Below are 21,039 nucleotides of genomic sequence, written 5' to 3' on the forward strand. Positions count from 1 at the left end.
TTGCTAACTGCTAATTGCTACAACAGTCCTTCCAGTATTTTTTCCAATTGATCTTTTTTGGAATAGTCGAGAGATGCGGCGATTTTTCCGTCTTTGCCCATCACAATCACGTGGGGGATATAAAAGATATGCAATGCTTCCTTCACACCTTTACCATCCTGGAATCCGCCGGCGGCGAGCGTCTGCATCCATTCCATCCCCAGTTCCTGCATGGCTTTATGCCATTTTTCTTTATCATCATCTACGGAAATGCTCACAAATTGCACGCCTTTCGCTTTGAATTTTTTATAGTGCTCTCGTAGTGTAGGAATGTATGCGCGGCAAGGCGAACACCAGCTGGCCCAAAAGTCGAATACCACTATTTTGCCGGCAAGACTTTTTACAGGAAAAGGCCGGCCTTTGGCATCCGTCATTGCCAGATCCGGGAAAGCGTTACCCGTACTGGCTTTTGTCAGGGCTGCAATGGCAATATCCAGTCGCTGGCCGGACCAGGTGTTCAGCGCTTCCTGGCTTAACAGGGCACGGGCTGCCGTGGCCTTTTCGAGCGTACTGGTATGATCCCTCAGTGCGAGATAGGCAGCTATCTCACTGTTGGGATGAAGCTTGATATACTCCAGCGAGGGGCGTGGCGTATCCTGGAACTGTTGCCAGTCGTCATTTAGTTTGCCTCCTTTCAGTTTGGTACCAGACAGGGAATCCAGGCTGCAATCCAGGCTGTAGCTCGTATTTTCCAGGTATACGTACATAGACATGGTGCTTACTTTCAACTCCACCAGTGCCGGGTGCTCCAGCTTGCCGGTATAGATGAACTCACCATTCGTGATGCGCACTTTGGGTGGTATCTCTTCGTTTTTTTCATCCTGCGTAAGATGAATAAACCGTGTGATCACCACAGTGCCACTGATCACACCTGTTACTTTTCCTTTGATCACGAAACCTTCAGCTGCCATGCCCAGCACGGGTAACAACAACAGGAAGACGATGTTTAACAGTGATATTCTCATAACAGTAAGGTGATTAAACAGCGGCACCACGCCTGTAGCGTGGTGCCGCTGTTTGTTTTTTAAGAATAGTTTTTGTTATTGTATAGTGGTGGATAATTTTTTGTCGAGATTATCATCCATCAGGTCCATCGCTACTACCTTTCCACTTGGGTCTACCAGGATATTGGAGGGGATATAGGTAACTCCATATACTGCAGCAGCGGGATCACCCCAACCTTTCAGCCCGGAAACCTGCAGCCAGTCCAGTTTTTCCTTGTCTATTGCTTTTGTCCAGGCTTCTTTTTTAGAATCAAGGGAAACGCCGAGGAGCACGAAGTTTTTGTTTTTATACTTTTCATAGGCCGCTTTCAGGAAAGGGATCTGCCCTTTACAGGGACCACACCAGCTGGCCCAGAAATCGATCAGCACATATTTCCCTTTAAAATCAGCCAGTGATACTTCTTTGCCGTTCACATCTGCGAGGGTGAATCCAGGGGCATCAGCACCTATTTTAGGACGGTTGGATGGATTGGCAGATGCCTCATCACTGAAACCAAGACTCATTGGAGACGGATCTATTTTACCCGGGTGTTTATACCGCATCAGGATACGGGATGCCTTTGCATGTTCTCCCAGTCCTTCGTAAAGCGAGTCTCTTTCCTTATTGTTGGTGAAATAGCAGGTCAGGAGATAACCGGTAAGACCAGAGTTGGGATTGGCTTTGATCCATTTTACATACTGCCGGTGCATGATGCTGTCTAATACATTCGCTTTCTTCCAAAGAGAATCTGCTTTATCTTCATCTCCCACCTTCCTGGCTGCGTCGAAAGCCTGGTGCAGATCTTCCACTTCTTTACCCAATCCTTTTTCACCGCTCACCATCGTCATCACTTCCTGGCTTTCTTTTACCCAGGAACTACCGCTAAACTTTGCACCGGTGAGACCATCTCCTTTGCCCGTAATTTTCATTTCTCCATCTTCCACGTACATCACCGCTGCAGTATTGGCGGTGGCGTAAGCGCTACCGATCACAAGAATATACATACTGCCGCCTTTAGGCATAGGCATATTGATGTTGAAACCATGATTTTTGATACGGGCGCTATCCACATCACCGGAGTAGGGTTCATAGAGGTATACCATGGTATCATTTGGCAGCTTGTCTATTTTTGCAGTAATCCTGGCAACTTTTTTATTATCATTCCTGAACACGAGTGGTTGTTCCTGCGCCAATGCCTGCAGACTACCGGCACAAAGAAGCAACAAAAGAAATTTCTTAATCATATACGGTGCTTTTAGTGAGTTTATGTGTTTATAACTGATTCGCCAGCATATCTTCCAGTACAGACACTGTTTGATCCAAATAAATATCCTTACTGAGTTTTTCCAGCCACTCTTTGCTGCGAAGTTCTTCTCCGGGTGTTGTTTTAAGGGTAGCCGGGTTAATACTGCGCAGGAGTGCAGGCTGTACATTCAACGTATGCCCTGCCGGTAGTAGTCGGTCTTGCTGGATCCGCTTCTCACAACCAGATAATGCGCTGTACTCTTTTCTGAAATCTTCCAGGTTGAGCAACATTGTTTTGTTACGAAGTGTTTTCAATTGCGCCATGGTATTGTCGATGTCCATCAGTGCCGGTGTAGCTTTGACACGATCATTTGCCAACTGGATTACTTTCCTGAAATCGTATTTACTTTTTACTTTTTCAAATGGCAGCAACTGCAGGGTATCATTGGGCAATGCTGAGCTGTAATCCTTCTCCATAATGGATTCGAGCGACATTCTTTTTTGCAGGATAATATCCGGCGTAACGCCATTTAATTGCGTAGCAGTACCGGAGATGCGGTAGAATTTCTGCAGGGTGAGGTTCAGCGTACCATAAGCGGTATCCGGTATGTTTTTGGCGGCATCTCCCAGTTTACCCATTGGGAAGCCGGATTGCGCGGTGCCTTTACCAAAAGTAGAGCTGGTACCGATGATAATACCACGACCCAGATCCTGCATAGCAGCGGCAAATATCTCAGAGGCAGATGCACTGCCCTCATCCACCATCACGGTAAGCGGACCATCATAGAGAGGGGTTATATCAGGCGAAGTATACTGCTGCAGGCTATCTTTTGAACGCAGCCAGGAAACAGGGCTGGAAGGTACGAAGCCGGCACACATCCGCACTACTTCATGCAGTGCGCCACCAGGATTACCCCGGAGATCCATGATGATACCATCTATTTCATTTTCTTTCAGTTTCTCTATTTCTGTCCACACATCATTGGCACAACCTTTTAACCCGGTTCCAGTGGGATCAAGGTAAAAACTGGGCAGATAAATATAGCCGTATTTTTTACCGTTTTTCTCTATCAGTGCACTACGGGTCCTGTTTTCCGTATCAAGTACTTCATCTCTTTTCAACGTAACGGTTCGGGCTTGTTCACCGGGTTGCTGTAGTGTGAGGGTGACAGAAGTGCCTTTATCACCGCGGATCATGGAGGTAACATGAGAAGCGTCCATGCCGTTCACCGGTACCATTACACCATGGTTATCCATGATAGCTACAACAATATCATTCTCCTTCACTTCCCCGCTTTTGTAAGCAGTGCCTCCGGGCATCATTCTCTTCACGATAAAATCCGCTTCTTTGGCGCCCAATTCGATACCCAGACCGTAATACCGTTTGGTGAGCATTTCCGTCCAGGAGCGATCATCCGGTGCAGTATAAGAGGAGTGCGGATCTACTTCTCCTACTACCACGGACATGTATTGCGCGAACTTTTCTTTCATTGCATCTTTCGATGTGCATTGGCGGAAATACTCTGCGTACCATTTGCGTACGGTTTCACGTGCTTTGGCTTCGAGTGCCTTGTTGAATGTTTTTACCGGCTGCGCAGCACTGGTATCTCCTTCCATATAATGACGCAGGGTATAGTATTTCAGGTAACGGCGCCATAAGTCTTCACGAGCCTGTTCATTAGCCGGGAATGGCCAGCTTTTATTCCAGGTTACGTCTACAGATTCTTTCTGCTGCATATTGAATGGCTGTTGTAAGATACGCATGCAGATGGTTTCTGTTTCCCGGATACGTTTGCTATAAATAGCATAGGCCGCATCAAAGAAGGTACTGGCGCCTGAATTTATTTCATCATCAACCGAATTTTTGTAGGCACCCAACTGCTGAATATCTTCCTGTAAAAAAATAACATTGTTAGGATCCAGTACATGAATAAATTTTTCCCATACCTGTTGGCTGTAGGTGTCATTCACTCCTTTAAAATCAAAATGATCTCTTTTTATTTTCCGGAATGCGGAAGCGATAGCGGCACCGCGATAACCTGGCTGGCTCACTTCCATGATGGGTGGTATAACCGGCCTGGTTGGCTGTGCCGGTATATTAATTGGTATTGACGGCCGTGACTGAGCTATCGCACGGGATCCGGTGAATGCGGCAGCAGCAAACAACAACAGGATCTTCGTTCCCTGGCAAACTTTCATACTCTTCTAATTAAGGCTGATAATTGATGTTAGCGTTTCTGTATTAAAGACAACCATTCGAAAAAAAAGGGTGAAGTAGCCGTAACGGGAAAAGAATATCTCTCAAAAAAAAATACCTCCTGGAAAGGAGGTACCATTTGGGAATAACATTTATAGATCTTATGAAGATGGACATATTAAGGCAGGTTGCCAATAGCCTGCAAATCGGCACCGTACCGGTTCATGAAATAATTAACAACGATATTATACCGTTTCATCACCAGTCCGTTTACATCTACATCCGGGCTAAGCGGATGTCCCGGAGTGGTAAGCTCCGTATAGGAATAACTGGTAATCATTTCTATATATGCCAGGTAATCGGTAGCCAGGTTAAGCTGCGAGTAATTGGCAATAGTGTCTACTACTCCGAGGCTGTACCTGTTGTCATTTCCAACGGAGCCATAGGAATTTGGTGCGCTGGCCGCAAAATCATCGGGTATAGCAATAGCAGACACACGATAGGCACGTTCCATATAATTCCGGTGAAGTTTCCCCCGCAGCAATCTCAGTTCTGCAGCTGTCCTGGCAGATAGCGTACTATCGGTACAACCGAAGGCGATCATGCTATTGGTAGCTGCACAGTCTTTTAACACTCCCAGCGTATCTGTGATATGGCGGGCTAACAATATTTTATACGGCATTGTTTTTTGCAGAAATGTTTCCGGATAGCCATTGAAAAGCTGCGTTCTCAGAAAGGCCAGTGCCTGCGGGATATAAGCGGTATCTCCCATAGAGGCGGTGTCTGTTCTTTTGTCGATATAATTATAATCGAAATCGTGTTGTGTAAATTTATAGAGGATATAGCTACCATATTGCTTATGGAAAGCAACAATCGTATCATCATAGCTCTGATGGCCCTGTGGCAGCGTATACCTGGGTTTCACCGGGTCTGGTGTGAGATCGGCTCCTTTATGGCAGGCAGTAAATATCGCGAGCGTTGCTATCAGAAAATATATTCTCATCACTGATTTTTTACGGTTAAAAATTTTATTCAGGTTTCCTGGTTCCAATATATACCGGGTTTTGTACCAGTGAAGTATTGCGGGCAATTACATCATCCGGTATCGGCAGTACGTACAAAGGATCGCGTGCTTTAAGCCGGAACACTTGTGTCGTGGTAAGATCAGGCATATAAATATGTGTGATGGAAGGCATACCATAGCGGCGGAGGTCCATCCAGCGATGGTTTTCTTCCGAAAACAGTTCTCTTCTGCGTTCGGTACGGCACATCTGTAACAGGGTATCAGCGGGGCGTATGGTCCAGGGTTGGAAAGATGACTTGTCGATCCTGTTCATACGGAGTGTGTTGAGGCTACCCAGTGCTTTATTGGCAGCACTTGCATCACCGGTGGCTTTGTACTGCTGGATACATGCCTCCGCACGGTTAAGATATGCTTCGGCTGTTCTCCAGGAAATACCGTCCTCCGGAACAGAACTTTGAATTCGTCCTTTTTGCCACGAATAATCCGGGGCGAAATAAGGTTTCAGGAATGCAGGTACAGGAAAAAAGAAAATCTGTGCGCGGAGATCAGTGCTGTCGTAGCAACTGGCCAGGTCGGCTGACACACTATAGGTATTCGCCATGCCTCTTTCGCTATATTCCGACGACCCCGCATAGGTGAACAGGCTTTCTACATTTTTTGCTCCTGTAACCGGTTTGTTGTCTGGATCCGGTGAGCCTCCCCAGGTATTGAGATCCATGAGCATGGGCTTATATGCCAACACGATATCCGCATGTTGAATAACTTTATCCCATTGCTCCATATACAGATAAATTCTGCTGGCGAGCAAATGCGCTGCTACAAAAGAAATGCGGAATGGCGATGTGGTAGTCTTATTCTTATCCAACAAAAAGATGGCACTGTCAATATCGCTGGTAATCTGGTTATATACTTCCTTCACCGAGTTCCTGGGTAGCGGAGCATCAGTAAGATTGGCGGTGATTCTAATGGGAATACCCGGGCTTTTATCTGGTGTGGTAGTAGAATCGTTATATGGTTTTGCATAAAGATTTACGAGCATAAAGTGATAGAATGCACGCAGGGCATATGCTTCTCCTTTAAACTGCTCTCTCTCTGTTTGTGCGCCGGGGGCATTATCAATGTACTGCAGCACCACGTTGGGGCCCAGCAAATAATGATAATACTTTTCCCATGTATTTATTTTTTCTTCGCTAATCCCGGCTGCTATAGACTTTGCAGCAAAGTCCGGCTGCCATTGAAAGATGGAACTTCCTGCGAGATTATCAGCAGTACCGGTAGCATTTGCGGGCGACATATAAAACTGAACATCATCATCCAGGAAAGTTCTCCATGTTTGTAAATCGGCATTCTGAGGGGGATAACCATCTGAATATAATATTTCTCCGTAGTCACTCACCGTTTTAGGAACCAGGTCAGTTTGGGAATATTCCTGCAGGAATTTTTTGCAGGACATCATGCACAGGGCACCTGTTATAACGAGCAATATTTTTTTCATGTCAGCAATTTGAATGTTTACATTATAAAGCAGCACTCAGAGAGAACGCATACGTTCTGGCAAGCGGCAGCGCATTGTACCCGGAATTGAAATCGCTTGCTTCCGGATCTTGTCCATTCAGTTTACGATTGGCAATCACGAAAACGTGATTTACGTTAAAGCCCATGGTGAGATTCTTCAGACCTTTCCCCTTCATATACCTGGCAGGAACCGTATAGTTCACCGCCAACATATTGCAACGGAGGTAGTTGTTTTTAATTGTTCTTATATCTGAAAGATTATAGGCGGCGTAAGGATTGACGAAAATTGCCGTGGCAGTAGTACTTGTGGAGCTTGTAGCTACATAGTAAGGTACTGCTGGCCATTCTGTACGGGGAACATCACTCACAATACCCGGGATATTTGTTTTCAGTTCATCGCCTGGTTTGCGCCAGCGGTCAAAGTAGCTGATCGGGGTATTTGCATAAGGCGAAGGCACTGAGTTATAATCATTCCCCATTACAAATGGGCTGTTTAAACGCTTGGTACTACCCAGGCTGAGATAGAAGGCGCTGGTTACAGACAGTGATTTGTAGCGGAAAGTGGGTGAAATGTTCAAATACACGTTAGGCTGACTTTGTCCTGAATATACCAGGATATCATCGGGATTACTGGTGATTCCTTTCATGTTAAGTTTGCCAAACTGCGGGATACCATTTGTATGACTCAGACCGGTAAACTGGTAAGAATAGAAACCGCTTACAGGTCTGCCGGGTAAACGCCCGGAGCCATCAAACAAACTGGCCAGGCTAGGTTCGCTCACTGAACTCGCCAGTGTGCTTGTCACCCTGGAAGCTGTTACGGTGATGGAGAATTCTGTATTTTTCCTTCTTACCGGTACTATGTTTACAGACAAGTCCCAGCCCTGGCCATCAATTACACCTTTATTTCTGAACATGGTGCTCCGGCCATATTCGTACGGAATATTTACGTAGTCGAGTAAATCTACCGAGTGTTTGGTAAAAAAGTCGAAACTACTTGTCAGACGGTTATTGAAAAAACCAATCTGCGTTCCGATATTCCATTGATAGGTTTTTTCCCACCGGAGATCAGGATAAGGCAATGATTTTATCCGCATGTATGGCAGTTGGGTCCGGCTGTTGAGCTGTGCATTAGTACTGTAGTTGGCTATCAGGTTGGGCCCCACCGATGTTACGGCATTGCCTTGTGTTCCATAGGAAGTATGGATCTGTAGTGCACTAATTCCTTTGGTAGGAAACCATTTCTCCCCGGATACGTTCCATTGCCCGGAAACATCCCAGTTAGGCAAAAATTTTGAGTTGGTATATTGGCCGAAACGATTGGTACCATCTGTTCTGATAGTGCCGTATACCGTATAACGACCCGCCATATTGTAACCCGCAGTGGCAAAAACGCCTAACCGGTTATTACGTTGGTCCAATTCTACCTGGTTGTTGATGAGCCGTCTGCCTACAGGCGAAGCAAAAAAAGTTTTTCCTCTTTCCGGAAAGTATCCTGCCTGTGTATTCGTTGTGCCGTTGATCCTGGTGGAACTCATTTCGTGATTCAGGCTAACGTTGAACAGGTCGCGGTCATGAAACAAACCAACACTATAATCAATACTATTGGTGATAGACATAGTAACGGACCGTTGATTGTTAAACGTCACTACTCCTCCTACAGGCAGCGGGGTAAGTTGGACCGCCAGGTCAGGGGCCGAAGCGGACCAGTCCATGTTCCATCCCCGCATAAGCGACGCTGCGTATGACTGCTGATCATACCCTACCTCTCCTTCCGAACTGTTAATCACCGCATTGGCGTTGCTACGCAGGGTTAGTCCTTTGAGCAATTTATAATCTAACTGTACCGACACAGTAGTACCCTGCGTTTTACCATTGTTGAACGTATGCTGCATATCATTCAGCATGTTGAACACCAGTGGCGGATTAATCACGGGTCTAAGCTCCTGGGTGGATGACCCAAGCCCTTCATTATTCAGCGTCACTCCGCGACTGATAGGGTAGAAGATGTCCGGGCTAAAAGCACGGTTGGTTTGTATAGCATAAGACATTGGCGAAATAGAAGGATAAAAGCTATTGGCTTCCATGTAGTTTTCACTGAGGGAAACAAATATATTCAGCTTCTTTCCTACCTGGCTCTGAAGATTAATTAACGCATTGTACTTCTTATTGCCGTCACCTATTGCGCTGGATTTTTGATCCGCATAGCCAAATGAGGCCCGATAGGTAGTTTTGCCTGCACCACCGCTCATGCTCAGGTTATGTTGCATGCTGAACTGGTTCCGGAACAATACTTTGAACCAATCGGTATTACGTGTTTCCATTTGGGCCACATTACGATTGAACTGATCTTCTGTGATCTGCCTGGCATACAAAGCACGTAGCTGTCCTTCATAGGAAACGGTTTCTTCGAATCCGCTATATTGATCTGAGAAAGTAACCCCATCTTCCTCCAACTGCCTGGAAAGTTCCACGCGTTGCTTTGAGTTCATGAGGTGCAACCGGTTATAGTTAGGGCGTTGTTGAAAGGAAAGGTTTGTATTATAGCTTATCTGCATAGGGCCAGCTTTTCCCGTTTTAGTGGTCACTACAATCACTCCATTCGCCGCACGTGTACCGTAGATAGAAGTAGCCGCCGCATCTTTCAGAAACGTGATACTTTCCACATCAAATGGGCTCACTCCACTAATGGCGTTCCCCATGATGTCAAAGTTAGATTGTGCGGCACCGTCAAAGCCGGATTGTGCCGTGCTACCAATCAGGTTATTGAGCAATGCGTTGGAAACATCCACCGGCTCCGGACGGATCACCCCGTCCACTACCCATAATGGCGATGCATTACCCAGCAACGTGGACGTTCCCCTGATACGCAGGGTGGGCTTGGCATTCACGCTACCGGAAGTATTCATTACCATCAGTCCGGGTACCTTCCCCTGTAACATTTTATCAATAGTAGGCATTCCCGGCTGCATAATTTCCGCGGCTGTCAGTTTGGTAACGGCACCCGTAAATAAACGGGGATCTATCTTCTGATATCCATTTACAATCACCTCTTTGATCTCCTGCACTACTGAATCCATTTTAAATACCATCTGCCCCATAGATTCCTGGCCTATCCGGTAGGTGATCGTTTTCATACCCACGCGGGAAAGACTGATCTGCTCACCAAGCCAGGGGATGAGGAAGAAAGTACCATCCGCCTGGGTAACGGTCATCTCTTTGGAACTAAGACCTTTGATACTTACACCGGACAACGGGTTACCGATATTATCGGTAACCCTGCCCTGAATGACTCTTCCTTCCTTTGTCTTTTTATCTTTTCTGTCGGGCTCATAAATGATGATACCATCCATTGCCACACTGAACATAAGCCCGGTGTTAGTCAATACCTCTTTGAGTAATGCTTCCAGTGTCACATTGTCTGCTTTCACCGTCACTGCCGCCTGCCGGGCTACCAACTCAGTATTGTAGGTAAAACGTATTTTTGTTTTTTCACGGATGTCCTTCAATACCTTACTGAGTGAGGCGTGATTAGCTTCATACGATATTCGTCTCGACAAAATTTCCTGTCCTGAATTATCCTGCGCATGCAAACGGGTTGCTGTATTCAACAACAACAGCAATAGCAGGAAAGGACCGTACAAGACAAAGCATTTCACATCCCTCTTAATGAAGGATAGCGCGGTTGATTTTCTCATTTTGGCTGATATTATAGTTTAACCAGGGCAACGGACTGTTGCCTGAAATCTACATGATGGTTGATTTTAAAACGACTATGGCTTATTGTTCTTCATTGTTACATGCACTGTTCTGTCTTCCACTTTAAATTGAATATCGTTGCTGCTTCTATTAATCTGAATGAGTACATCCTGTAAATAAACAGGGCTATGCATTCCCAGTGTAAATTGCATTTTCGCGGCGGCCGGATCGTCGAACACAAAATTGTATTCGTAGTTGCGTGATAATACTTTCGCGATATCGGACATCGGCGCATCATCGAAGAACAGCTCACCATCTTTCCAGGCGGTAAATGCGCTGGCATCAACGGTATGTTTGCTCAGTGCGCCGTTGTTGTAAACAGATTGTTCCCCGGGCTGCAGCGTTACCTGGTGGTCATTCACCGCTACCAGGAGTTTACCGCTGGCAAGGGTAGTGACTACATTCGTTTCATATGTATTGACGTTGAACGTTGTTCCCAGCACTTTCATGGATAGTGCGTCAACGTGCACAATGAAAGGCTGATGTGAATTTTGGGCTACCTCAAAGTAGGCCTCCCCCGTTACATATACATCCCGTGTACTGCCGTAGAATGTTTCCGCGTATACCAATGTGGTAGCGGCATTCAGCCACACCTTGGTGCCATCAGATAATTCCAGTCCGTATTGACGTCCACGTGGTACCACCAGGGTATCTAACAGTGGCGCCACTTCCGGAGCGTTGCCTTTGGGGGCATACGTGATACCAGTAGAATCCGATTCGATCTGGGCGCCGGCTCCCTGCGGAATAGATTGTTTACCGGTACCCAGGGTAAATACGCCACCGCCACGTTTCAGTAATATATTGCCGGAGGGCAGCGCATTGGCCAGTTCAGCGGGGCGATGCTTACGCCATGGCGCCAGCATCCAAAGCCCGGCACCAACTGTGAGTACCAGTACTGCCGCTGCTATCAGCCGCCGGATGATTACCATACGACGGATACGACTCCGTTCCTTTGCTGCTACAAACCGGTTCCACAGTATATCTTCTGAAAATTTATCCACATGTAACCTTACCTGCATATCCATGGTGGCAGCCAGCATCTCCCGCTCCTCTTTATTAAGCGTTTCCAGGGAACCGTTGCCATCCAGCACTTCCAGCAGCTTGTCCCAGTCTATCTGTTTATCATCATTGTCATTTGTATGCATCATAACTTGTAATTAGGACAAACAATTTCGAAAAAAGGGTGAAAGCCGTGATCATTCTTAAAAACAAAACCAGGAAAGAGGCATTCACCATCCACCCACACTCTTTCCGCATAAACTGTAAGGCCAGCTTTATCTGTGTTTTCACGGTATTAATAGAAATATCCAACGCCTCAGCGATCTCCTTATATTTTAATCCATCATGGTTACTGAGGAGGAATATACGACGGCGCTGTTCCGGTAAGCGGTTAATGGCTTCCCACAAGGCGGCATTGCGCCGCTCCTCTTCCGTCCGGTCTTCTTCCGGTGCATATTCCATCAACTCTTCGATCAGGCGCGTTTCCATTAACTTTAATTTGCCATTTTTTTTAAGATAGTTGAGTGTAGTATTGCGAATAGCATACGCCGCATAACTGCGGAAGTCATGCCTGATTTGCAGCACATCCCGTTTCTTCCAATAATTTAGAAAGAAATCCTGCACAATATCCATGGCGATCTCCTCATCCTTCACCATATGATACGCTACCGCACACAAATATTTACAATGAAGCCTGAATTGTTCCTCAAAAGAAACGGCTTCGTCCGATCCTGGTTGATGCATAATACACTTTGTATCTTCTTTTCCACGAACAAAGTATTGAAAAATTCCCGAACTATTCCCCCCGATGGTGGCCGTAGCGTTCAAATGATCCTCTTTTTTTCTTCCCTAACCTGTTTCCTTCTTCTAAAAAGACAATAGAAGATAAAAAAACGGGTGAAGGCGGGTGAAATTTTTTTAAAAAATTTTTACCCGCCCCCAAACCTGCCGGGAAACCGTCTCTCCGGATTATTTTCTAAAAACCCGACCGTTTTGCCCCGCTCAATCGTCAAAAAGATAAAGCATAGCAAAATGAACAACTTAAAAGACGAAGTAGCCGTTGTATTTGCGGCGTCCGGAGAAGTAGCCGGCACCGTTGCCCGGGCATTCGCCCAACATGGCGCCAAAGTGTACGTAACTGCACGAAACCTGGATCCAGCACCAACAAATCCGGACAAAACAGCGGCCTTCCTGGTTGCTGAAAATGGCAGCCCCTTTAATAGTCATATTATCGGCTTTGATGGCGGTAAAATAAATTTATTATAATATGTTTACAGGATTGCAGCACACCTGCCGCTCCTATTACTGTACAGTATAAAACGGATCAAATGGAAAAAGAAGACCTCCTTCGCCAGGCCTTAAATGGCGACATCAATGCCTTTCAAACCCTGTTCGCAACATTTCAACATCCGCTGAAATCATACCTGTACCGGTTACTCACGGATCGCAACAACGTGGAAGACCTGATGCATGATACTTTCATCAGGGCATTCGACAAAATATCCACCTTTCAACAGGAATCATCCCTCAAAACCTGGGTATTTAAAATAGCCACCCATCTTGCCTATGATCATTTGAAAAAAATGAAGAGATGGCCTGCCGATGCACAAGACCAGGGAGCCGCACTGGCAATAGGTTCCATGGATATCCAGCAATCATTTATGCTGGTACACCAGAACAGTCCTACCGGCACTTATGAGATGAAAGAACACATCGACTTTTGTTTCACCTGTATCTCAAAAACCCTACCCATAGAAAACCAGGTGGCACTGATTTTAAAAGACATCTACGATTTTCCGGTTAAAGAAATGTGTCTGATCCTGGATAAAACGGAGGGCGTAGTTAAACATCTGCTAAATGATGCCCGCAATACGCTGACCGGCATCTTTGAAAACCGGTGTGCACTGGTGAATAAAAATGGGGTTTGCGACCAGTGCAGTCAACTGAACGGCATATTCAATCCCAAACAAAATCAACAGGAAGAACGAATGAAACTGGAGCTGGTAAAGGCCTCCAAAAAATTTAACCGGTCGGAGCTCTTTCACCTGAGAACAATATTAGTGAAAGCCATTGATCCCCTGCATAGTTCCGGTACAGACCTGCAGGATATTATTATGCGATGTACCCGCACGGCGATCGGCGATGTCAGTGACTTCTTTGATGCGCCCGCAGCCAAAACGCATTAAATCGTTATTTCATCTTACAAAATAAAACCCACACATGAAAAAAGTATGCTGTCTGATTCTATTTTTGTCTACCTGTTTTAGTATCCGGATGCAGGCACAGGAACTTAAATCAGCCTTTTTGTTTGACCTGGAACTCAGTCTGAATCCGCCGCAGGTAATTGGTCCTGTATTAACAGGTACCCGGTTGATTTTCCCCTTCAAGTCCGGTGCTATCAAAGGTGATAACATCAATGGTAAAATTATTGACTGTGGTGGAGAATGGGGACTTAAAGTTGATTCCAACACTTTTAAAATGGACGTTCGCGCTACTATTCAAACGGATGACGGCGCCCTGATTTACATTACTTATACCGGCTACAGCTATGCCAGTGGAAAAAATGCTGCTTTAATGCAGGAGGGAAAAGCCCATGAACTTTCACCCAACGATTATTACTTCAGATCTGTACCTGTATTTGAAACCAGTGCACCCAAATATGCATGGCTGAATCATACCGTAGCCGTTGGTGTGGGCCGCTTTCCGGCGCCAGGCAAATTGATCTATCGCATTTACACTATTAAATAAGCAGGAATGATTGGTTCATTGATACTACCTTTGCATAGATATGGAAACACCACTCATTGATGCGGAAGTATTACTCGAACGTTTCAACGGTAAGGGTGGCTGGACATTTATCCGGCTGCCCAACCTGCCTAAAAGCCAGGGCTATTTTGGCATGCGTAAGGTCCGCGGCTTCATTGACCAGTATGAATTACCGCCCTGTAATCTTATGCCCATTAAAAATGGGGTGATGATGCTACCCGTTAATGCCACCATCAGGAAACATATCAAAAAAGAAGCAGGCCAGCAGGTAAAATTGCTCCTCTACTCATTAGATCCTGTACAGGAAATTATACCGGCAGATTTCCTGGAATGCCTGCAGGATGAACCTGATGCGCTGCGCAACTTCAACGCCCTGCCTAGGGCAGAACAGACCAGGTGCCTGCAATGGATAATGGAGGTAAGCGTACCTGAAGCAAGGATACAGCGGATGGCAGACGCCATTAATCACCTGGCAGCAGGAAGAAGTTACCTGGGAACAAGGAATAAATAAACTACGACTCCCAACCAGCAGCAGCATTACAACCCCTGGAACTTAAATGGCTTGCTGTCCACAAATGATTTCGCCGCATTCCCCGCATACGTTTCCCCATTTATCAACATCAGTTTCCGCACCGGTGCATTGGCTGAAAAATTCACATCTTTAAAATTTACCCAAAAAGTATTAGGCGTAATAGTAGATTCAAAGTAGTATACCAGGTTCTTCTGATCAGCCACTGTTCTCCACCGCGTAGAAGAAATATTGGGCTGATCGGGCGTTGAAATCCCCAATGGAACAGAACAATTCCTGATCACACTAAAAACGCTGGCAGCGGCGAGGCGCATATCTCCTGTTTTAGGAATGGCATCAATATAAAAAGACGCCCGTACAAAACGATCAGCCGCCCTGTTTGTACCCGGCAACATCACAGTGCCTCCAATTTCCCGCCAGTATTCTTCCAATGCCAACTGCTTTTCGAAGACAGGCGAATTGGTCATCACTGTATACTTTGGATCTTCATGGATCACCAGTTTTCCATCCACATATTCAAAAACAGCATTGTCGCCGGAAGCGTCTGAAATAGATAAATGCAGGGTAGCCGTGCGCTCCATCCCCGGCACATTGTCAGTTACAATGGTAAAGGGTTCCGCTCTCATAGCTGTCACCACTTCACTTACCGTTGCATAATTATCCAATACATATTGTACCCAGGCAGCGATGGTCAGTCCCGGTTTTTGGTGATCCCATTCAGGATATTTGGACTCCGCCAACCAGAGTAAATTGGCTACCAACCCTTTTTCATTCATACCATCTGTACTGGAAATATCATATGCAGATGCGATGATACTTCCATATTTGGAAGTCCATTTCATTGTATTAGTCCCCGTTTCACCATTACGGGACATTCCGCGCGGAAAGATCCAGAGATTGGTTTTAATATCTTCTTTCCAGTCCATTGACCGCGCCGTTAAAACCAGGCCATCAAGACCCTTATATACTGCTCTTGTGCAGGCTTCTACGCGCGCCTGCCTGGTAACTGCCAATAACATTACCAATATGACAACTGTGAAAGAGAAGTGTTTCATGTGAACATCATTTTTCTTCTCTAAACAAGGAATCTGCTAAAAAGTTTTGATGAGCAACTGGTTTTCCTTCCCCCGCTTCTAATACAATGTACGGGCAACTACCGGTAGTTTATATAAAAAGGAAATCCCTCTCCAAATGAGTTGTAGAGGGATTTCCTTTTTATACATTTCTTCATTTATACTATTCCATTTCCGCATTCCTCTTTCCAAACTTCCGCGGATACCACCCTATCCCCACCATAAAATACTGTTGCAACACACTGGTAGTACCATACCTGATAATGTTGGCACTACCGTAATTGATAATGCTGGTATTCTGATGCAACAGGTCCAAAGCTGACAGCTTCAGTTCCAGGTTGTTTCCTTTCATAAAACGATAAGACGCATACGCATTCCAGATCGTAAAATTGATCGCACGCGACTGGGAAGCCTTGCTCTGGTTAAGGTTAATATTACTGCTCAGGGAAAGACGTTTCGTGCAGTTAGCACTGGCACTGAAACTGGTTTCATTGGTGCGGTTACGTAGCTCATTCGCATTAATGCCATCCTGTTTCGCATGGTACCAGCTAAAGCGCTGCACCAGGATAGCAGAAAAAATATCTTTAAAAGAATAATACAGCTGAAGCTGGCTATTGCTTATCCTGTTATTGGAAGTATTCCAAATACCACCAATATTATTAGGTGTACTGTTAATCTGTATAAAGGTATTCGCGCTAACCTGCAACTGGTGTTCTTTCAATTTGAATGACTTGCTTACATTTCCACGCCCGTTCAGATACCGGTTGCCGTTTGCGTTTACCAGGTAATGCCGGCTACGTCCCTGCTGATCGGTGATACTGCTATCTGCAAAACTGTTATTGATCATGCCAATGTCCACTCCGAGGTTATAATTAAAATCACTGTGCCTGTCGATGGTAAAATGATTGAACCCAAACGATAACTCCTTCTTATCTGCCGGCTTTAATGCCACATTGCCGTATTGGATATAATACTGGTTGGCACTGTCCACCAGTGGCACCAACTGTGAGGCAGTAGGGTATTGACTGCTGGCGGCGAACTTCATCGTATAATTATCTACAAATGCTCCCATCTGGTAGTTACTATAGCTGATGTCAGCAGTGGGTATAAACCGCCGATAACTACGATTGATATTTTGAAAATCCCGGTCCGAGTGATTTTGCAGCTGGTAAAACTGCGCCTGGGCGGACAATTGGATCGACCAGTTTTTTGAATAGCGGTTAGGTAACCACTTTGAAAAGCTCCTGTTCAGGTTCAGAGCAGGCTTTTCATCCAGGATAGTATACCTGCTGTCGTTTGTTAAATAACGGTTGAGGATATACGTATCCTTTGACTTGTCTTTGTCCGCTACCTCGTTGGTTTCGTGATGTGTATTTACATCCAGGCTGTTATACAGCTCCATTCGCATGGACCGCAATAAACGCCCGAACAGCCATATCGACAAATCTCCTATCGTCGTTCCCAGGTGTTGTTTAACATCGTTGCTACGCATGTTATACCGGCGATCAAACAGCTTGTTTTGTGAAGGATCTTCCACCGCCGTAAACTGGCTCTGTTGCAGCTTGTCAGTATTGTTACCGGCAGCAATAAAAGAATAGTCAACCTGGTACTGATGGGGGCGCCGGTTCCGTTGGTCTCCGGCCGTCATATGCCTGGTACCAATTTCCAATGCCAGGCTTTTAGCATCGCTGTTGCTTTGATTGCGCTCATGATTGGTGCTTTGTAATACCTGCTCGCCATTATACACACTACTTTCACTGCTGCTGTTATCATGCGTGGCGTCAGCATTTAAAGCAGCCCCGCGTAAAAGCGATTATTGTTTTCCAGCTTATCGTATCTCGATGAAAAACGATGGTTGGTATTAGTAGAGCGACTGCCCGACTGATCATCCTGTGTCAGTGTACTATCTTTTCCCAGCGAAGTAATTGTTTTTGAATTACCCGCCACCTCATTCACATTATTCTTTAGGAAATAACTCATATTCAGCCGGTTCTCGTGGTTGTAATCGGGATTAGGTATAAAGTCACGTTGAAACACCACGCCACCTGATCTCGGCTGGTTAATGCCCGATGCGTTAAATCTTGTCTGGTACTCTGTTCCAGCACCTACGCCTTTAAATGTACTGTTACGCAACAACTCATCTGCGCTGGCCGCTTCTTTGTTGATATTGTTGGCGGCACCTACGATGCCTAACTGTATCCCGGGCGAAAAAAAGTTGAGGCTGGCATCTGCTTCAAAGCGCTTATCGGAACCATAGCCGGCAGACATCTTTCCAAAATGCCCCATGCGCTTATTGGCTTTGAGTTTAATATTTACTTCGGTAACAGAGTCTAACTGGTTTTCCGGGTTCTTGCTTCTTTGATATACCTGTACCTTATCTACGGCATCTTTCGGAATATTTTGTGTAGCTACTCTTTTATCACCGCCGAAAAAAGGCTTCCCATCCACTAATACACTCTTCACCTCGCGCCCGTTAATGGTGATAGTACCATCTCCCCAAAGTGTAACGCCGGGCAATACCCGCAGCAGATCTTCTGTTTGGGCATTGGGATCCAGCCTGAAAGCATCCGCGTTAAATTCGAGGGTATCGCCATTCATTTGCACCGGCGGAACTGCCACTACTTCCACTTCTTTCAAAGTATTTTCACCCCGCTCCAGGTTCAGCGTTTTTAAATCCACCTCGCTATCAGTAATGGTAAATTTCTTTACAAAGCTGCGGTAACCCATATAGCTGACCACTATCCGCAACGGTTGTTTCACCGGCAGTGCAGCAAAATGAAACTCCCCGAAACTATTCGATAACTGGTAACTGATTAAGCTGGAATCTTTCACCAGGTAAACCGCTAATGTGGCCGCCGGTAAATTATAATCGTGTGTAGAATCCCGTACAATGCCTTTAGCCGCGCCAGTCCAGGTGCTATCCCGCTTCTGCGAAAAGGCAAGTGTGGTCATCCATACAAAAATACTCAGTAAGAGGAATGGCTTCATGCGGTTACAAATTGTCTTTGGGTATCAAGGGTACAATGACTGGATTACTAATTTGCATTACCATGGGGATATTTATTTTTTCATCTTCACTCGGCACACCACCAACTTTTCAAGTACACCTGCTACCATGCACCATCATTTAAATGTAATGTAAAAATTATTTTATTTTTTATATTTCGGGAGATAGATAAGCTCACAGAACAAAAAAAGCCCCGCGCGGTTGCGCAGGGCTTTCACATATTTAATAACGGCTATTACTGTACAATCGCAGTTTTACCATCCAGCATCCACTCCGATTTCATTTTCACTCCCATCCATGCCAGCACATTCACCGCGAGATCCATAGAATGAGGCACCAATAATGTGGCATCCACATCAGAAGGATTCAGGATATCTTTTTTTGCATCCCAGCGCAAACCGTTGGAGATAGTCAGGTCTGCTCCACTGGGACTGTCGTCTTTAATAAAATTGCCCGCAGGTACTTCATTCGCTTTCCAATAGCCGATCAGCGAACCATAGTTGGGATGCGCTTTGGTTATCGTTCTGAACGACCAGTCATAAATCACCGACTCAGAAAGTACACTGTTCCAGACCCGGATATCTGCGATATAGTTATCACCGGAACCATTAGCGCCATTATAACCATAGTTCAGCGTACCATCAGTACCTACTACGAAAGGTAAACCTGCATCTATCGTCCCCATGTCTTTGATGCTGGGACCAGACACAAAAAATTTTCCATCTTTATAAAAGCTCACGACCCCTTTCCTGTCAAAGGTAACCGAGATATGATGCCACTTGCCATCCGCTACCGGAGGGCCATTGCGCACATCAATCCTGGAGGCACTGGCGCCTTTATAGTTCAACCGGAGGTTACCATTGGTTTTATAAATCACCCAGCCAATGTTGCCACCACTCCCCCAGTTTTTATTGGCAATTACGCCATGGTCATCATCTCCATCGTAGGTCGTTTGTATATTAAACTCAATGGTGAAGTCCTGTGTAGCACCGAAGTGGAAGAGCGGATCATTGGAATAGGCTGCGTGGTCTTTTCCATCTTTACGATAAAAAAACGGGAAACTACCCTCGTATGGTACGTTCACCGGCGGCAATTCCAATACCTGCCCGGTAAGGCGCTGATTGTAATACAACAGGAAGTTATTGCGCTCCGGGAAAGAGCTGCCACCGTAGGTGCCTCCATCGGTGCCGCCATGGTTGGAACCAATCACAATAAGCCAGTCTTCCTGGTTATAATTACTCCTGCTTTTGAGTACACCCAATATTTCACCGATGTAGGCATCTACCTGGTGAATAGCATCCGTATAGGCGGTAGCGTTAGCCGTAAATCCATTGTTTATACCCGCTGCATTCACGCTACTGAAAGCTACCACCAGCACATCTGGATTGCTGTGCTGCAGGCGTTCTATCGCGGAATCTTTTGCTGCCAGGTCATCACCAATCGTTTTCACCAACCTGGTTACCCCTGCCAGCGTATCATTGAAAGAAGCGCTGCTGCTGATGCTGGTAATATTGAGTGATCTGTCTGCCAACCGCTGTGCAAAAGAAGGATAGGCTGCCAGGTTATTACCTGCATAAGCAGCGCCTGTTACTCCATTTTTGTAGTTGACTGCGCCGGTAAATAAACTGGCCCAGGCGGCTGCATCGCGTGTAGACGTATCCGTTACTGCATCCCAGCTATATACGCTATTCGATAATAAAGATTTGATGTTAGGCACCGCGGCATCCCGCACTACCTGTCCCCGCGCGCCTTCTATTGCAATCACCAGCACTTTCTTTTTAATGGCAGGCGGTAGCGAATCAGGTGTTACCTTGCGATCAAATAACTCCGGCTTATTACAACTGCCCATGAAGAACAGGACACAGGCAAAAACGGGCAATAATATATATCTGTTCATGATAA

General features: G+C 45.7%; 16 protein-coding genes. 4 read left to right on the forward strand and 12 right to left on the reverse strand.

The genetic code is table 11. From position 1 onward, the window contains the following. Nucleotides 1-17: 17 nt before the first annotated feature. The 8 genes from J7623_RS25980 to J7623_RS26015 all read right to left on the reverse strand — a co-directional run bounded on the left by J7623_RS25980 (nucleotide 18) and on the right by J7623_RS26015 (nucleotide 12,506). Entirely contained in the window at nucleotides 18-1,004 is a 987-nt protein-coding gene (locus J7623_RS25980; protein ID WP_291926300.1) for a TlpA disulfide reductase family protein, read from the reverse strand. A gap of 75 nt (nucleotides 1,005-1,079) precedes the next feature. Then, nucleotides 1,080-2,267 (reverse strand): TlpA disulfide reductase family protein, encoded by a 1,188-nt coding sequence (locus tag J7623_RS25985; protein ID WP_291926303.1) that lies wholly within the window; start codon nucleotides 2,265-2,267, stop codon nucleotides 1,080-1,082. Between the two features lie 28 nt (nucleotides 2,268-2,295). Next, nucleotides 2,296-4,467: a carboxy terminal-processing peptidase gene (locus tag J7623_RS25990; RefSeq protein WP_291926305.1), complete on the reverse strand. Its 2,172-nt coding sequence runs from the start codon at nucleotides 4,465-4,467 to the stop codon at nucleotides 2,296-2,298. 176 nt (nucleotides 4,468-4,643) lie between these two features. Continuing rightward, nucleotides 4,644-5,468 carry a hypothetical protein gene (locus J7623_RS25995; protein WP_291926307.1) on the reverse strand — a complete coding sequence of 275 codons (825 nt, stop codon included), beginning with the start codon at nucleotides 5,466-5,468 and terminating at the stop codon, nucleotides 4,644-4,646. Between the two features lie 25 nt (nucleotides 5,469-5,493). Beyond that, nucleotides 5,494-6,984, reverse strand: a complete 1,491-nt coding sequence (locus J7623_RS26000) for a RagB/SusD family nutrient uptake outer membrane protein (protein ID WP_291926310.1) — start codon at nucleotides 6,982-6,984, stop codon at nucleotides 5,494-5,496. A 22-nt stretch (nucleotides 6,985-7,006) separates the two neighbouring features. Continuing rightward, complete coding sequence (locus J7623_RS26005) at nucleotides 7,007-10,702, reverse strand: SusC/RagA family TonB-linked outer membrane protein (protein ID WP_291926313.1); 3,696 nt, start codon at nucleotides 10,700-10,702, stop codon at nucleotides 7,007-7,009. A gap of 75 nt (nucleotides 10,703-10,777) precedes the next feature. Next, complete coding sequence (locus J7623_RS26010) at nucleotides 10,778-11,911, reverse strand: FecR domain-containing protein (RefSeq protein ID WP_291926317.1); 1,134 nt, start codon at nucleotides 11,909-11,911, stop codon at nucleotides 10,778-10,780. Next, nucleotides 11,895-12,506 carry an RNA polymerase sigma-70 factor gene (locus J7623_RS26015; RefSeq protein ID WP_291926320.1) on the reverse strand — a complete coding sequence of 204 codons (612 nt, stop codon included), beginning with the start codon at nucleotides 12,504-12,506 and terminating at the stop codon, nucleotides 11,895-11,897. Before J7623_RS26015 ends, J7623_RS26010 begins: the two co-directional genes overlap by 17 nt. Nucleotides 12,507-12,794: 288 nt before the next feature. Here J7623_RS26015 and J7623_RS26020 point away from each other — a divergent pair, with 288 nt between their 5' ends. The 4 genes from J7623_RS26020 to J7623_RS26035 all read left to right on the forward strand — a co-directional run bounded on the left by J7623_RS26020 (nucleotide 12,795) and on the right by J7623_RS26035 (nucleotide 15,039). Further along, nucleotides 12,795-13,028 (forward strand): hypothetical protein, encoded by a 234-nt coding sequence (locus J7623_RS26020; RefSeq protein ID WP_291926323.1) that lies wholly within the window; start codon nucleotides 12,795-12,797, stop codon nucleotides 13,026-13,028. 62 nt (nucleotides 13,029-13,090) lie between these two features. Beyond that, nucleotides 13,091-13,948: an RNA polymerase sigma factor gene (locus J7623_RS26025; protein WP_291926326.1), complete on the forward strand. Its 858-nt coding sequence runs from the start codon at nucleotides 13,091-13,093 to the stop codon at nucleotides 13,946-13,948. Nucleotides 13,949-13,982: 34 nt separating this feature from the next. Continuing rightward, nucleotides 13,983-14,510, forward strand: coding sequence for a DUF3237 domain-containing protein (locus J7623_RS26030; protein WP_291926328.1), 528 nt, complete (start codon nucleotides 13,983-13,985; stop codon nucleotides 14,508-14,510). A 40-nt stretch (nucleotides 14,511-14,550) separates the two neighbouring features. Further along, nucleotides 14,551-15,039: a YdeI/OmpD-associated family protein gene (locus J7623_RS26035; RefSeq protein WP_291926331.1), complete on the forward strand. Its 489-nt coding sequence runs from the start codon at nucleotides 14,551-14,553 to the stop codon at nucleotides 15,037-15,039. Nucleotides 15,040-15,065: 26 nt separating this feature from the next. Here J7623_RS26035 and J7623_RS26040 read toward each other — a convergent pair whose 3' ends face one another. From J7623_RS26040 to J7623_RS26055, 4 genes are all read right to left on the reverse strand, one after another. Next, entirely contained in the window at nucleotides 15,066-16,112 is a 1,047-nt protein-coding gene (locus J7623_RS26040) for a linear amide C-N hydrolase (RefSeq protein WP_291926334.1), read from the reverse strand. 181 nt (nucleotides 16,113-16,293) lie between these two features. Further along, nucleotides 16,294-17,877, reverse strand: coding sequence for an outer membrane beta-barrel protein (locus tag J7623_RS26045; RefSeq protein ID WP_291926337.1), 1,584 nt, complete (start codon nucleotides 17,875-17,877; stop codon nucleotides 16,294-16,296). 41 nt (nucleotides 17,878-17,918) lie between these two features. Further along, the gene (locus tag J7623_RS26050; RefSeq protein ID WP_291926339.1) at nucleotides 17,919-19,118 is read right to left on the reverse strand and encodes a hypothetical protein; all 1,200 of its coding nucleotides are present in this window, start codon (nucleotides 19,116-19,118) and stop codon (nucleotides 17,919-17,921) included. A 254-nt stretch (nucleotides 19,119-19,372) separates the two neighbouring features. Beyond that, entirely contained in the window at nucleotides 19,373-21,034 is a 1,662-nt protein-coding gene (locus J7623_RS26055; protein ID WP_291926341.1) for a LamG-like jellyroll fold domain-containing protein, read from the reverse strand. Nucleotides 21,035-21,039: the final 5 nt, after the last annotated feature.

It is taken from the genome of Chitinophaga sp., assembly GCF_017745275.1.
GTDB lineage: Bacteria > Bacteroidota > Bacteroidia > Chitinophagales > Chitinophagaceae > Chitinophaga.

What these genes read in the sequence shown, in the direction of transcription:
- J7623_RS26020 (WP_291926323.1), top strand. Translation starts at nt 12,795, where the DNA reads ATGAACAACTTAAAAGACGAAGTAGCCGTTGTATTTGCGGCGTCCGGA.
- J7623_RS25980 (WP_291926300.1), bottom strand. Translation starts at nt 1,004, where the DNA reads ATGAGAATATCACTGTTAAACATCGTCTTCCTGTTGTTGTTACCCGTG.
- J7623_RS26010 (WP_291926317.1), bottom strand. Translation starts at nt 11,911, where the DNA reads ATGATGCATACAAATGACAATGATGATAAACAGATAGACTGGGACAAG.
- J7623_RS26015 (WP_291926320.1), bottom strand. Translation starts at nt 12,506, where the DNA reads ATGCATCAACCAGGATCGGACGAAGCCGTTTCTTTTGAGGAACAATTC.
- J7623_RS25985 (WP_291926303.1), bottom strand. Translation starts at nt 2,267, where the DNA reads ATGATTAAGAAATTTCTTTTGTTGCTTCTTTGTGCCGGTAGTCTGCAG.
- J7623_RS26040 (WP_291926334.1), bottom strand. Translation starts at nt 16,112, where the DNA reads ATGAAACACTTCTCTTTCACAGTTGTCATATTGGTAATGTTATTGGCA.
- J7623_RS26025 (WP_291926326.1), top strand. Translation starts at nt 13,091, where the DNA reads ATGGAAAAAGAAGACCTCCTTCGCCAGGCCTTAAATGGCGACATCAAT.
- J7623_RS26050 (WP_291926339.1), bottom strand. Translation starts at nt 19,118, where the DNA reads ATGAAGCCATTCCTCTTACTGAGTATTTTTGTATGGATGACCACACTT.
- J7623_RS26000 (WP_291926310.1), bottom strand. Translation starts at nt 6,984, where the DNA reads ATGAAAAAAATATTGCTCGTTATAACAGGTGCCCTGTGCATGATGTCC.
- J7623_RS26005 (WP_291926313.1), bottom strand. Translation starts at nt 10,702, where the DNA reads ATGAGAAAATCAACCGCGCTATCCTTCATTAAGAGGGATGTGAAATGC.
- J7623_RS26055 (WP_291926341.1), bottom strand. Translation starts at nt 21,034, where the DNA reads ATGAACAGATATATATTATTGCCCGTTTTTGCCTGTGTCCTGTTCTTC.
- J7623_RS26035 (WP_291926331.1), top strand. Translation starts at nt 14,551, where the DNA reads ATGGAAACACCACTCATTGATGCGGAAGTATTACTCGAACGTTTCAAC.
- J7623_RS25990 (WP_291926305.1), bottom strand. Translation starts at nt 4,467, where the DNA reads ATGAAAGTTTGCCAGGGAACGAAGATCCTGTTGTTGTTTGCTGCTGCC.
- J7623_RS26030 (WP_291926328.1), top strand. Translation starts at nt 13,983, where the DNA reads ATGAAAAAAGTATGCTGTCTGATTCTATTTTTGTCTACCTGTTTTAGT.
- J7623_RS25995 (WP_291926307.1), bottom strand. Translation starts at nt 5,468, where the DNA reads ATGAGAATATATTTTCTGATAGCAACGCTCGCGATATTTACTGCCTGC.